The following is a 12,582-nucleotide window of genomic DNA, read 5'->3' as shown; positions in this document are numbered from 1 at the left end:
GCCGCCAATCTTGCGGACCCGTTCTGCAAGAACGTCCGTCATGGCGAAGATCTGCTCCCCTTGCTCATCGAGCATCAGGTGATAGTCGCGAAAGTGGGGGCCGCTCATATGCCAGTGGAAATTCTTGGTCTTCAAGTAAAGCGCAAATGTATCGGCGAGCAAGGCGTTTACGGCAGCAGAAATGTCACGCGTCGCCTTCTCGCCGAGGTCAGTCGGAGTGGCGAGGGGAGCGCGCTTGATTGTCTGCAGGGTTTTTGTGGCCATAGGTCATCTCCTGATTGAGGCGGGAAAATAGCCCGGTGCCCGCGGTTGCGGGCCCGCGGACAATTCTTAGAGCCTTTCGCGCCGAGATAGAAGCAAGAAAGGCTCGACCGACACGCCCCTGCCGCCTCAAATCTTCGCAGGATCGATGGCGGACTCTTCAAACCGCACCAGAGATGCCTTCTCCTTCACCTGCGTGCCCTCGCTTGCTATTTCCGCAATCCGTCCGTCATGCGGCGCCGTAATGGAATGCTCCATCTTCATGGCTTCAAGGACGAGGAGAACTTGCCCTTTCTTGACCTGGTCGCCAGCGGCAAAGCGCACCGACTTCACGAGACCTGGCATCGGCGCGGCGAGGCGATCACCTGCGCCGCCGGCTGCCTCCGCCAGCAAGAACGGGTCGGCAACGGTGAATGTTGCTGTGGCGCCTTTGGCCAGCACTGCAACCCCGTGCGGTATGGTGATAGCTTTGGCATGGAGATTGATGCCCTTGCCAGTCACATGCCACGTTGCCGGCCCATGGCGGACGCGCAGTTCCTGCGTACCGCCAGAACTGGAAATGCCGTATCTCTCATCACCGAGCACGGACACGCCATAGCGTGTGGTCGCTCCGCCTTCCTCAAGCGTAACAGGATAAGCGAGGGGGCCAAGGTGGCTGTAGCCGCGCAACGCAGTCCATGGGTCACCGAGAACCGGGCGTTTCAACAGGCCGCTCGCAAAGAGAATGGCAAGTTCCCTTGCCCCAGCTTCGATTGCGACCGGTGCAACAAGCCCGGCAAGGTCGCGGTCTATCAGGCCCGTGTCAACGTCCCCCGCAGCGAACCCCGCATGGCGCACAAGCGCTGCGAGGAATGCGGTATTGGTGACTGTCCCGGCGACTTCCGTCTCGCCGAGCGCATTTGCCATGGCACTGAGGGCTGCCGGTCGGTCAGCCGCGTACACAACGAGCTTGGCGATCATCGGATCGTAGAACGGCGATACAGCGTCGCCGCTGCGAACGCCTGTCTCCACGCGAACAGTTCCGTCTTTGACAGCACTCGGGAACGCCAGATGGTAGAGCGTGCCCGTGGCTGGCAGGAAGCTCTTTGCCGGATCTTCGGCATAAAGGCGAACTTCCATGGAATGGCCGGTCAGGGGGATTTGCGCCTGAGTCAGGGGCAATTTCTCGCCCGCAGCAACGCACAATTGCCATTCTACAAGGTCAAGCCCGGTGATCATCTCGGTTACCGGATGTTCAACCTGGAGACGCGTGTTCATCTCCATGAACCAGAAGCGGTCGGGTAGCAGGCCCTCCGTCGCATCGACGATGAATTCAATGGTACCCGCGCCAGAATATTTGATGGCCTGCGCCGCCTTCACAGCGGCATTGGTCATCGCATCACGCATTTCCGCTGTTATTCCGGGGGCAGGGGCTTCCTCGATCACTTTCTGGTGGCGGCGCTGCAGCGAGCAGTCGCGCTCATAGAGATGAACGACATTGCCGTGATTGTCGCCGAAGACCTGCACCTCGATATGGCGCGGTTTGGCGATATATTTTTCCACGAGTACCCGGTCGTCGCCGAATGCGCTCTTTGCCTCACGCCGCGCGCTGCCCAGTGCTTCCGCGAAATCCTCGGGGTTTTCCACCTTGCGCATGCCCTTGCCGCCGCCGCCAGCTCGAGCCTTGATCAGCACGGGATAGCCGATTTCACGTGCCTTGGAAGCGAGCACGACGAGTTCCTGCGCTTCGCCGTGATATCCCGGAACGACGGGAACGCCGGCCTTTTCCATCAGCCGTTTTGCAGCATCCTTCAAGCCCATCGCCCGGATCGAATCCGCGGAAGGACCGATGAACACGAGGCCCGCCTTCACCACGGCATCGACGAAGCCGGGGTTCTCCGACAGGAAGCCATAGCCGGGGTGGATGGCCTCGGCCCCTGTCTCGAGCGCCGCGGCAATGATGTGATCCGCCCGCAGATAGCTGTCAGTGACGGGTGCAGGTCCGATGTGCACCGCTTCATCGGCCATGCTGACATGCAACGCATGCGCGTCCGCATCGGAATAGACGGCCACCGTACTGATGCCCATCTTCTGCGCCGTGCGAATGACCCGGCAGGCGATCTCGCCACGATTGGCAATCAGGATTTTGGAGAACATTTTCGTCATGGTCATCTCTCTCCTACATCCTGAATACGCCGAAGCTGGTTTCCTCCGCCGGCGCGTTCAGCGCAGCGGAGAGCGACAGCGCCAGTACGTCACTGCTCTTGGCGGGATCAATGATCCCATCATCCCAAAGGCGCGCCGACGAATAGAGCGGATGCCCTTCGCGCTCGTATTTTTCGAGGATCGGCGCCCGGAACGCTGCCTCTTCGGCCGCCGACCATTCACCGCCCTTGCGTTCGATGCCTTCGCGCTTGACGAGAGCAAGCACGGTGGCGGCCTGTTCTCCGCCCATGACGGAGATTCGGGCATTCGGCCACATCCAAAGAAAGCGAGGCGAGAAGGCCCTGCCGCACATGCCATAATTGCCGGCACCGAAAGAGCCGCCGACAATCATCGTCACCTTGGGCACCCGTGCCGTCGCCACAGCAGTTACGAGCTTGGCACCGTCCTTGGCGATGCCGCGCGCCTCGTAGGAGCGGCCGACCATAAATCCGGTGATGTTCTGCAGGAACACGAGTGGAATCCCCCGCTGGGTGCACAACTCGATAAAGTGGGTTCCCTTGAGGGCGCTTTCCGAGAAGAGGACGCCATTATTGGCGATGATGCCGACGGGCATGCCGTAAAGATGCGCAAAGCCCGTGACAAGCGTGGTGCCATAATTCTGCTTGAACTCATCGAACTCGGAACCGTCGACAATGCGGGCAATGAGTTCGCGAACGTCATAGGGCTGGCGCAAATCGGTCGGCACGATGCCGTAGAGTTCACGCGGATCGTAAAGAGGCGGACTCACTTTGCGAAGATCGAGCCCTATCGTCTTCTTGCGATTGAGGTTTGCGACGATGCGGCGGGCAATGGCAAGCGCATGGGCGTCGTCCATCGCATAGTGATCGGCAACACCGGATTCGTGTGTATGCAGATCAGCCCCACCAAGATCTTCCGCCGAGACGTCTTCGCCTGTCGCCGCCTTGACCAGGGGCGGACCGCCCAGGAAAATCGTTGCCTGTCCCTTCACCATGATTGTTTCTTCCGACATCGCCGGTACATAGGCTCCGCCGGCGGTACAGGATCCCATGACGACGGCGATCTGCGGAATGCCCGCCGCAGACATATTGGCCTGATTGTAGAAGATGCGGCCGAAATGCTCGCGGTCCGGGAACACTTCATCCTGGTTCGGCAGGTTGGCACCGCCGGAATCGACGAGATAAATGCAGGGCAGGTTGTTCTGTAGCGCAATTTCCTGGGCGCGCAGATGTTTTTTCACCGTCAGCGGGTAGTAGGTACCGCCTTTGACCGTAGCGTCATTGACCACCACCATGACTTCCTTGCCGGATACCCGCCCGATGCCCACGATGAGGCCGGCAGACGAAATATCGTCGTCATACATGCCCCAGGCGGCAAACTGGCCAATTTCAAGGAATGGCGATCCTGGATCGAGGAGTTGAGCGAGGCGGTCGCGTGGCAGAAGCTTTCCGCGCGAAGTGTGACGCTTGCGTGCCTCCTCCGTGCCGCCCTGGTTGACCTTTGCTGCCTTGATCTCGATATCGCTGACCAGCGCCTGCATCCGCGTCCGGTTGGCAACGAAGACGTCGGAAGTGGTGCTGATCTCAGATGAAAGGATAGTCATGCAGTCTCCTGTAGGATCACTTGATTTGGCAGCTGGATTAACCCTTGGATGGGCCTGCCCGGCATTTTCGACGCTCAACAGGTAATTATTGTGACTCCGCGAACATCTCCCGGCCGATTAGCATGCGGCGAATCTCGCTCGTACCCGCCCCGATCTCGTATAGCTTCGCGTCACGCAGAAGCCTTCCTGTGGGGTAATCGTTGATATAGCCATTGCCGCCCAGTGCCTGGATCGCTTCGAGCGCGCACCACGTGGCCTTTTCCGCCGCATAGAGTATGCAGCCGGCCGCATCCTTGCGTGTTGTTTCGCCGCGGTCGCAGGCAGCAGCCACCGCATAGACATAGGCCCTGCTGGCATTCATCGTCGTGTACATGTCGGCAAGCTTGCCCTGCATCAGCTGGAATTCGCCGATCGGCTGTCCGAACTGCTTGCGGTCATGCACATAGGGCACGACAACATCGAGGCAGGCCGCCATGATGCCGAGAGGTCCGCCGGCAAGGACGACGCGCTCGTAATCGAGCCCCGACATCAGAATCTTTACGCCCTTGCCTTCCTCACCAAGCACGTTCTCGAAGGGCACTTCGCAATCTTCGAAGACGAGTTCGCAGGTGTTGGACCCGCGCATGCCGAGCTTGTCCAGCTTCTGCGCCGTACTGAACCCCTTGAAGTCCTTTTCGATGAGGAACGCTGTAACGCCGCGCGAGCCCGCAGCGGCATCGGTCTTGGCATAAACAACGAGGGTATTGGCGTCCGGACCGTTGGTGATCCACATCTTGTTGCCGTTAAGTACATACCGGTCGTTCTTCTTGTCGGCCCGAAGCTTCATGGAGACGACGTCCGACCCGGAGCCGGGCTCCGACATCGCCAACGCTCCGACATTCTCTCCGGAACACAGTTTCGGCAGATAATGCGCTTTCTGCTCCTCCGTGCCCCAGCGATTGATCTGATTGACGCAAAGGTTCGAGTGAGCCCCATAGGAGAGGGCGACGGATGCCGACGCACGTGATATTTCTTCCATCGCAACGACGTGGGCAAGGTAACCGAGACCGGAACCACCAAACTCGGGATTGGCGGTCATGCCGAGGAGGCCAAGCGCTCCCATCTCCTGCCACAGGTGCATGGGGAAATGGTTGGTGCGATCGATCTCCGCCGCGAGCGGTGCGATCTTTTCCTGTGCGAAGCGATGTACGGTGTCGCGCAGGGCTTCAATCTCTTCAGAAACTCCGAATCTTAGACCTGACTGATACATTGCGTCCTCCCGTGGTAGCTGTCTCGATCTTCTTGGCGCCAACAAGGCGCAATCCCATCTGAACGTATTTTTCGGCGACTTCGGCTACGGTAAGCCTGTCATCGGCGCGGAACCAGACATTGACGCCGGTTGTCATCGCGATGATGGCTCGCGTCATGAGTGCAATATCGTCGATGACAAATTGGCGGGCATCGAGCCCATCATCGAGAATTTCGCGCAGTCCGTTCTCGTACCTTGCGCGCAGCCCAACAATTACGGCACGATTTTCCGGAGTAAGGCTTCGCAGCTCCATATTGCCGATATGAACATCGTCGCGGCGTTCCACATGATAGTAGATATGGAACCTTATGAAAGCGGACAATCGCTCGAGCGGCTCTTGCACTTTGCGGCTTTCATATCCCCACGCATCAAGCAGCCGTACCATGTGCTCGTGCATGATCGAGAACAGCAATTGCTGCTTGTTCGGATAGTAGTGGTAGAAGGCGGCCGACTGCACGCCAACCTCATCGGCAAGTTGGCGCATCGACATCGCCTCATAGCCGACGCGCGCAATGAGGCGCTTTGCGGCCGCGTCAATCGCGCTGCGTGTCTTTCCGCCATCTGATCCTGTGGTTCGTGCCATGCGCGCCTAATAAAACGATCGTTCAATTAATTCAAGTCGCGATTGTTTGTAGACGAAGGTCTAAATGGAATCGATGTCGAGTTGCATATACGATCAAGCCGTTAGAGCTTTTTCATGATTCATTTTCAGAGCAGGTTTTCATGTTCGATCCACGAATTGCCCGTAAAGCTGTTGCTCCATTCATCGTATTTGCCGCCATGAGTTTTGCTCTGCCAGCAAGCGCGCTCAGCATGAAGGAGTGCAGCGTCAAGTACAAAGCCGCGCAGGTAGCGGGTGACGCGACTGGCGTGTCATGGAACGATTTTCGCAAGGCCAATTGCGCCTCCGATCCCGGGAAGACGCAGGCAGCAGAAGCTGAAACGGGTGCGGAAAAGCCCGATACGCCCGCGTTGGAGGAGACTGGCAAGAGATCGAAGAAATCGCCGAAGAAGGCAGAGTCGGCTTCGAAATTGGGTTCCGGCAGGACGTCATATCCCTCGTCAGTTGCAGCCAAATTTTCTTCCGAGACGCCCTCCAAGACGCGGATGCACACCTGTCTGGAACAATATCACGCTAACAAGGAGAACGGCACGCTCGACGGTATGCGCTGGATACAACAAGGCGGCGGCTATTATTCAAAGTGCAATGCCAGGCTCAAGGGCGAGAGCCAGGTTAACTGATGGCGCAAAAGCCGATACGCTTGCCTTCCTTGAAATCCGGTGACAGCAGTGGCACATTCGAATCCATGGAACGTAGGGTCGCTTTTCTGGAGAAATCGTTCGAGAGGATGGACGCCAAGCTGGATGGCCTGGCCGACTCATTTCAGGCTTTGAACAGCAACGTGTCGTTCATCAAGGGCAGGACGGAAGACCTCAGCTACATGACGAGCAAACTGGATGACTTGTCGTTCGTTCGAAAGAAGATGGAGGATCTGTCGGGACTAAGAGAAGACATTTCGTACCTGAAAGGCAGAATCGAAAATCTTCCTTCACCCGAATCTTTCGGAGAGCTTCGCGGTCGCGTCAACAGCCTGCCGACGACCGCCAAGCTTGCGAGCCTGCTTAGTATCGCCGTAGGCGCAATCGCGTTTCTAAACAATTGGCATGCTGTGAGGCCGTTTATCCTGGGCTTTTGAAATCCAGGCCGCGAAGTGCCGTTGTAGCCACGATCAGCCATCCGAGAATGAGTAGTGACCCGCCGAGTGGCGCGGCAAAAGCAAAGAGCCGGTCCCCGAGATAATCGCGCGACGCGAGGTCGCCGATGAAAAACATCAGGCCAACCACCAACACTAGACCGCCGAAATATGCCGCCTTGCTTACTCTTGCGATGAGCGCGAGGGCAAGGAACGTCGGCGCGTGAATAGAGAGTATCGGTGCGATCGTAGCCATATGTCCGCTGGTACTGTGAGCAGCGACGGCATAGGCAGCGATGCCTGCCGCTCCGAAGAGTCCGCCAAGGCCAGCAAATGCGCGATTTATGTCCAACCGGGTTCTCCGTGATCGTCTCTGTTCAAACGCTAGGCTATCGACGCCAGGGCCATCGGAAGTTGCTCCGCGAAATAGTCGAGTTCGTGCTCTCGTCCTACGCTCACCCGGATACAGCGGTCGAGAACGGGTGCCATGGGTTTGCGAACGAAGATATCGCGCTCGATCAATGCACCGAGCAGGGCGAGCGCGAAGGGGCCATCGCGCCCGCAATCGATGGTAACGAAATTCGTCGCGGAAGGGAGGGCTTTCAATCCGTTCGCGCCGGCTATCTGCGCGATACGATCGCGTCCAGCGATTATCTCCGCGGTCACCGATACGAGGTAGTCCCGATCTTTCAGTGCTGCGAGCGCCGCAATCTGCGTCAACCGGTTCATTCCGAAATGGTTGCGTATCTTGTCGAACGCGATGATTTGGCGTTCGGCGCCAATGGCATACCCGCAGCGCATGCCAGCAAGGCCATAAGCCTTGGAGAACGTCCGCATACGTAAAACGTTCGGACGCGATACGTTGATGGGCGGCAAGGCCGAGGCGGGTGCTGTCTCGCCGTAGGCCTCGTCGAGAATGAGCATCGTCGTTGCGGGAAGTCGGTCGATAAAGTGCTCGATATCGGCAGATTCCCACCACGTGCCCATGGGATTGTCGGGGTTGGAGAAATAGACGAGGGGCGCATTTTCGCGCTTTACAGCTTCAAGAAGGGCGTCAAGATCTTCTCTGTCGTCACGATAGGGCACGGTTACCAGCCGTCCACCAAATCCTGCGACGTGGAAATTGAATGTGGGATAGGCGCCAAGGGAGGTGACGACGGGTGTTCCTTCCCGAACAAATTGGCGTACCGCAAGCCCAAGCAGGGTGTCAACGCCCTCGCCGACTGCCACATTGGCCGGCGCGACGCCGAGGTGGACGGCAAGCGCCTGCTTCAGGTCGAAGTTTTCCGGGTCGGCATATTTCCATGCGTCCGCCGCACTCTCCTGCATCGCTGCGATGACCGATGGCGCCGGGCCGAAGCCGTTTTCGTTTGCGCCGAGCCTTGCCTTGAAAGGGCGGTTGCGTTTGCGCTCGAGGGCTTCGGGACCAACGAAAGGCACAGTGGATGGCAAGGATGCGACGAGGGGGGTGAAATGCGGTTCCATGGCGAAAGCGATAGCAGTTTTTGCGTCCGTGAAAAGCAAAACTTCTGCGTTTACCTGGCCGATAGGGGATTGATCTTGCGGCCTTCGCCGCCCTTGATCGATTTTACCGCCGCCCAGGCCGCCGGTATCAAACAGGCAATCAGCACCCACCACATGGGGCGGATGGAATGGCTGAACGAAAAATTGGCAACGAGGACGCGGGAAGGCGGAATACGGGTTGCGAGCGCGAACCACGCGTACTCCACGAGCGCGGTTCCAAGGGCCGCAAATACGGCAATTGCGACCAGCTTGGGTATTGATGCGAGATCAAGATCCCACGCTTTGGCCACACGATAGGCGAGGAGCGCAAGCAGTAGCCCCGCCATCAAGGTCGGCTCCGTTACATCGGCCTTCGATTGCATAAAAAAGTGGAGAACGCCAAGTGCGGCAAGCGGATAGGCCAGCTTGTGCAACCTGTTCCAGTTCTTTCCCATGCGCCGGATCATGCCGTCGGTCGAGGTGATGCCGAGCGCCGTCAGTCCGATGAGAGTAATAAACCCGATGAGCAGATAGACGCGCAGCCAGATTTCGCTGGCGACTCGCAAAATGTTAAAGTTCTGATCGACGATGTAGAGCGTAAAATGTAGGGCTGCATAGGCTAGGGCGGTCAATCCCAGAATGCGCCGCACCAGGATCAGCTTCGTCCAACGGATGATGTTGCGGAGCGGTGAAATCGTCAGTGAGATCAGAAAGAAACGAATGGCCCAATCGCCAGTCTCGTGAATTGCCTGTGTGATCGGTCGCGGCCCGAGAATATTCGCCTTGTAGCTCGTCATGATCAGCAGCAACGGCACGAAGGCGGCAACCAGCGCCACAATTTTTATGACCGATAGCTTCCCGGCTCGGTCATTCCACGGATATTTCATTTCAGGCCCGTTTTTTTGATTTGTCTCCGTCATTTACGGGCATAGCCGGCGTTCTCATTCAACACAAGAAGCCGTGAAACCGCCGCTCAGCTGGGCATTTTGCTCGGAACCATATCGGCCGCGACCGGTTTTCCTCCTGATGAAACAGGAGAGGCTGACAATGAACAAGGTTCTAACACTCACGGCAGCGGCCCTATTTGCAACGACCGGATTGGCGTTTGCGCAGGACGTACTTGTCGAAGTGCCACAGGGCGCGCGCGACTATGTGATCGCGAATCCGTCCGATCCAGTCGTGTTCGATGAGGATGTGTCGCAGGGCTATGTCGTGCCAAAAAAGATCGTCGTGCACGAAATTCCGGACAATCCCGGCTACGGTTACATTTACGTCAACGGGCGTCCGGTCATCGTATCGATGGAAAATCGCCGGGTTGTCTACCTGTCTGAAAGTGCGCGTGCGGTCCCAGACGATGCAATCACCTACATCGAGCGCAATCCAGTCGATACGGTGATGATTGATGGGCCGGTTTCGCGCGGTACCGTTATTCCTGACGACGTTAGATTGACCGAAATTCCGGACCAGCCAGGCTATTCCTATGTCTATGTCGATCAGCGGCCAGCGCTCATCGACCGTGGTACGCGCCGCGTCGTCTGGGTCCGTTAATTTCAACAGGCGTTTAGCGATGTTTGGAGCCGGTAGCCTCGCAACCGGCTTCGTCGTCTTAGCGGTCGCTAATGGTGCACATTCGCGTCATCGCATTCAATCTGGGGGCGACATCTGCGGGGCGGACAATTATAGATAGGCGCCTTCGTCATATTCTGGCGCAATGCATTCAGCAGCATTCGAGGGAGTCCAAATATGGAGTATCGTCAGCTTGGCCGCTCCGGCCTCATTGTGTCCTGCTTGAGCCTCGGGACCATGACCTTTGGCGGCAAGGGCAATTTCGCCAAGACCGGCGACACCGACCTTGAAGGCGCGAAGCGACAGGTCGGCATGGCGATCGACGCCGGGATCAATCTCTTCGATACGGCCGACATCTACTCGGCCGGCGCCTCGGAGGAGATCCTCGGGGAAGCGCTTAAGGGAAAGCGCGACAGCGTTCTCATCGCCACCAAGGCGCGGTTCCGCATGGGTTCCGAAATCAACGATGCGGGATTATCGCGTTACCATCTCATCCGTGCCGCCGAAGCAAGCCTGAAACGGCTCGGCACCGACCACATCGATCTTTACCATTTGCATCAGTGGGATGGTCTAACGCCACTCGACGAGACGCTGGAAGCCCTCGATACGCTTATTCGTTCGGGGAAAGTGCGCTACGCCGGCGTTTCGAATTTCTCGGCATGGCACCTGATGAAGGCAATTGGCACGGCTGCGGTCAGGAACTACATCGCCCCGGTCAGCCAGCAGATTCACTATAGCCTCGAGGCCCGCGAGGCCGAGTACGAGCTCATTCCCGCCACGCTCGACCAGCAGCTTGGCGTGCTCGTCTGGAGCCCGCTTGCCGGTGGCCTGCTTTCCGGCAAATATCGCCGTAACCGGGACGCGCCTGAAGGCACAAGGCAACTCGCCAATTGGGGCGAGCCTCCGATCCGCGACGAGGAGCGGCTTCACGACATTGTCGAAGTGCTGGTCGAGATTGCCGAGAGCCGCGAGGTATCGGCGGCGCAAATTGCGCTGGCCTGGCTGCTCGGGCGTTCAGGCATCACCTCGGTTATTATCGGCGCGCGCACCGATGCGCAGTTCGCCGACAACCTCAATGCGGCCGACATTAGCCTTACGGCTGAGGAGCGAGAGAAGCTCGACAAGGTCAGTCTTCTGCCATTGATCTATCCCTATTGGCATCAGGCGCGAACCGCTTCCGATCGTCTGTCCCAGGCCGACCTTTCCCTGATCGAGCCATACCTCTAACTTCCAACGAAAACCGGCGAGGGAGGAGCGCCGGTCGAAAGATCAATTCATGCCCTATTCCCGAGATACTGCGCAGGCCGAACCCGCCATTACGGCCGCGCCCGAATTGCCGGGCCTTTCTCCCGCACTGACGTTCCTGTTCGCCTTTGCCTGCGGGGCCATGGTCGGCAATATTTACTATGCGCAGGCGTTGATCGGACTGATCAGCACAGATCTCGACATGCATGGTGGTATGGCTGGGTTCATGGTCACGGTTACCCAGCTTGGCTATGGAGCGGGGCTGCTTTTCCTCGTTTCCCTTGCCGATCTCGTTGAAAATCGCCTCCTTGTCCTCTTGACCCTTACCGGCACCGCGATCGGGCTTGCCGGCGCCGCGATGTCCGGATCGGCGACGACATTTCTATTCTTCTCCTTTGCCATCGGCTTCTTTGCATGCGGTGCACAGGTGCTGGTGCCGTTCGCCTCGCATCTGGTTCCTGCCGCGTCGCGCGGGCGCACGATCGGCAATGTCATGGCCGGGCTTTTGACCGGCATCATGCTGGCGCGGCCGCTCGCCAACCTCGTTGCCTCGGAATTCGGCTGGAGGGCCATATTCTGGATTTCGGCTGGGGCCATGCTCATCGTGCTGGCCCTCCTGCGCGCAGCACTGCCTTTACGCCGGCCGCATGGTTCCATGGGATATGGCGCGATCCTCAAATCCATGGCGCATCTGCTCGTCACGACGCCGGCCTTGCAGCGGCGGGCGCTCTATCAAGGCATCATCTTTGCAACCTTCAATCTGTTCTGGACAGCGATCCCGCTGCTCCTGACGGAAAGGTTCGGCTATAGTCAGCGTCAGATCGCGCTTTTTGCCCTTGCTGGTGCCGCGGGCGCGGCCGCCGCGCCAGTCGCTGGCCGGCTTGCCGACCGTGGCCATACACAGCGCGGCACCGCCATTGCCATGGTCACCCTCACGGTCTGGTTCCTGGTGGCGGGCTGGGCGGGAACAGCCATTTCCATCGCGGGGCTGGTCCTCGCCGCAATCTTTATCGACAGCGCGGTACAGACCAACCAGATACTCAGCCAGCGGATCATCTTTTCACTAAATGAACATGCCCGCGGCCGGCTCAATGCAGTCTACATGACCATCGTCTTCCTGCTCGGATCGGCGGGGTCAGCGCTCGCCGCGGCGACATATTTCTACGGAGGTTGGTGGGCAACGGCGGCGTCGGGCGCAGCCCTCGGCCTTGTCGTCCTCCTGATCTTTGCAACCGAGCCGAAGACGTAGAATTCCTCCA

General features: G+C 58.5%; 13 protein-coding genes. 5 read left to right on the top strand and 8 right to left on the bottom strand.

Annotated features, from left to right (window positions below):
- The 5 genes from AAAB35_RS16295 to AAAB35_RS16275 all read right to left on the bottom strand — a co-directional run.
- Positions 1-264, bottom strand: a 264-nt coding sequence (locus tag AAAB35_RS16295; protein WP_340669338.1) for a ferritin-like domain-containing protein, incomplete at its 3' end; no start/stop codon positions are given.
- 126 nt (positions 265-390) lie between these two features.
- Positions 391-2,397 (bottom strand): acetyl/propionyl/methylcrotonyl-CoA carboxylase subunit alpha, encoded by a 2,007-nt coding sequence (locus AAAB35_RS16290; protein ID WP_340669341.1) that lies wholly within the window; start codon positions 2,395-2,397, stop codon positions 391-393.
- 22 nt (positions 2,398-2,419) lie between these two features.
- Positions 2,420-4,027 (bottom strand): carboxyl transferase domain-containing protein, encoded by a 1,608-nt coding sequence (locus tag AAAB35_RS16285; protein WP_340669337.1) that lies wholly within the window; start codon positions 4,025-4,027, stop codon positions 2,420-2,422.
- A gap of 85 nt (positions 4,028-4,112) precedes the next feature.
- Positions 4,113-5,276, bottom strand: a complete 1,164-nt coding sequence (locus AAAB35_RS16280) for an isovaleryl-CoA dehydrogenase (protein WP_340669336.1) — start codon at positions 5,274-5,276, stop codon at positions 4,113-4,115.
- The gene (locus tag AAAB35_RS16275; RefSeq protein WP_340669335.1) at positions 5,242-5,898 is read right to left on the bottom strand and encodes a TetR/AcrR family transcriptional regulator; all 657 of its coding nucleotides are present in this window, start codon (positions 5,896-5,898) and stop codon (positions 5,242-5,244) included. Before AAAB35_RS16275 ends, AAAB35_RS16280 begins: the two co-directional genes overlap by 35 nt.
- A 140-nt stretch (positions 5,899-6,038) precedes the next feature.
- Between AAAB35_RS16275 and AAAB35_RS16270 the strand changes: the two genes are divergently transcribed.
- Together AAAB35_RS16270 and AAAB35_RS16265 are read left to right on the top strand one after the other, a co-directional pair.
- Positions 6,039-6,557: a hypothetical protein gene (locus tag AAAB35_RS16270; protein ID WP_340669334.1), complete on the top strand. Its 519-nt coding sequence runs from the start codon at positions 6,039-6,041 to the stop codon at positions 6,555-6,557.
- Between the two features lie 107 nt (positions 6,558-6,664).
- A complete protein-coding gene (locus AAAB35_RS16265; RefSeq protein ID WP_340669333.1) occupies positions 6,665-7,012 on the top strand; it encodes a hypothetical protein in 348 nt (115 codons plus the stop codon).
- Here AAAB35_RS16265 and AAAB35_RS16260 read toward each other — a convergent pair.
- The 3 genes from AAAB35_RS16260 to AAAB35_RS16250 are packed head-to-tail and all read right to left on the bottom strand — an operon-like array spanning position 6,996 to position 9,399.
- On the bottom strand, positions 6,996-7,361 hold the full coding sequence (locus AAAB35_RS16260) for a DUF423 domain-containing protein (RefSeq protein ID WP_340669332.1): 366 nt from the start codon (positions 7,359-7,361) through the stop codon (positions 6,996-6,998). The genes AAAB35_RS16265 and AAAB35_RS16260 overlap by 17 nt on opposite strands.
- A gap of 32 nt (positions 7,362-7,393) precedes the next feature.
- On the bottom strand, positions 7,394-8,494 hold the full coding sequence (locus AAAB35_RS16255; protein ID WP_340669331.1) for a pyridoxal phosphate-dependent aminotransferase: 1,101 nt from the start codon (positions 8,492-8,494) through the stop codon (positions 7,394-7,396).
- Between the two features lie 50 nt (positions 8,495-8,544).
- Positions 8,545-9,399 carry a protein-methionine-sulfoxide reductase heme-binding subunit MsrQ gene (locus tag AAAB35_RS16250; RefSeq protein ID WP_340669330.1) on the bottom strand — a complete coding sequence of 285 codons (855 nt, stop codon included), beginning with the start codon at positions 9,397-9,399 and terminating at the stop codon, positions 8,545-8,547.
- 160 nt (positions 9,400-9,559) lie between these two features.
- Here AAAB35_RS16250 and AAAB35_RS16245 point away from each other — a divergent pair, with 160 nt between their 5' ends.
- The 3 genes from AAAB35_RS16245 (at position 9,560) to AAAB35_RS16235 (ending at position 12,572) form a co-directional block, all read left to right on the top strand.
- Positions 9,560-10,060, top strand: coding sequence for a DUF1236 domain-containing protein (locus tag AAAB35_RS16245; protein ID WP_340669329.1), 501 nt, complete (start codon positions 9,560-9,562; stop codon positions 10,058-10,060).
- Between the two features lie 195 nt (positions 10,061-10,255).
- Positions 10,256-11,305, top strand: coding sequence for an aldo/keto reductase (locus AAAB35_RS16240; protein WP_340669328.1), 1,050 nt, complete (start codon positions 10,256-10,258; stop codon positions 11,303-11,305).
- Positions 11,306-11,354: 49 nt separating this feature from the next.
- The gene (locus AAAB35_RS16235) at positions 11,355-12,572 is read left to right on the top strand and encodes an MFS transporter (RefSeq protein ID WP_340669327.1); all 1,218 of its coding nucleotides are present in this window, start codon (positions 11,355-11,357) and stop codon (positions 12,570-12,572) included.
- Positions 12,573-12,582: the final 10 nt, after the last annotated feature.

Origin of the sequence: Phyllobacterium sp., assembly GCF_037994425.1 — a bacterium.
Taxonomy (GTDB): Bacteria; Pseudomonadota; Alphaproteobacteria; order Rhizobiales; family Rhizobiaceae; genus Phyllobacterium.
This window is presented reverse-complemented; position numbering and strand designations above follow the sequence as displayed.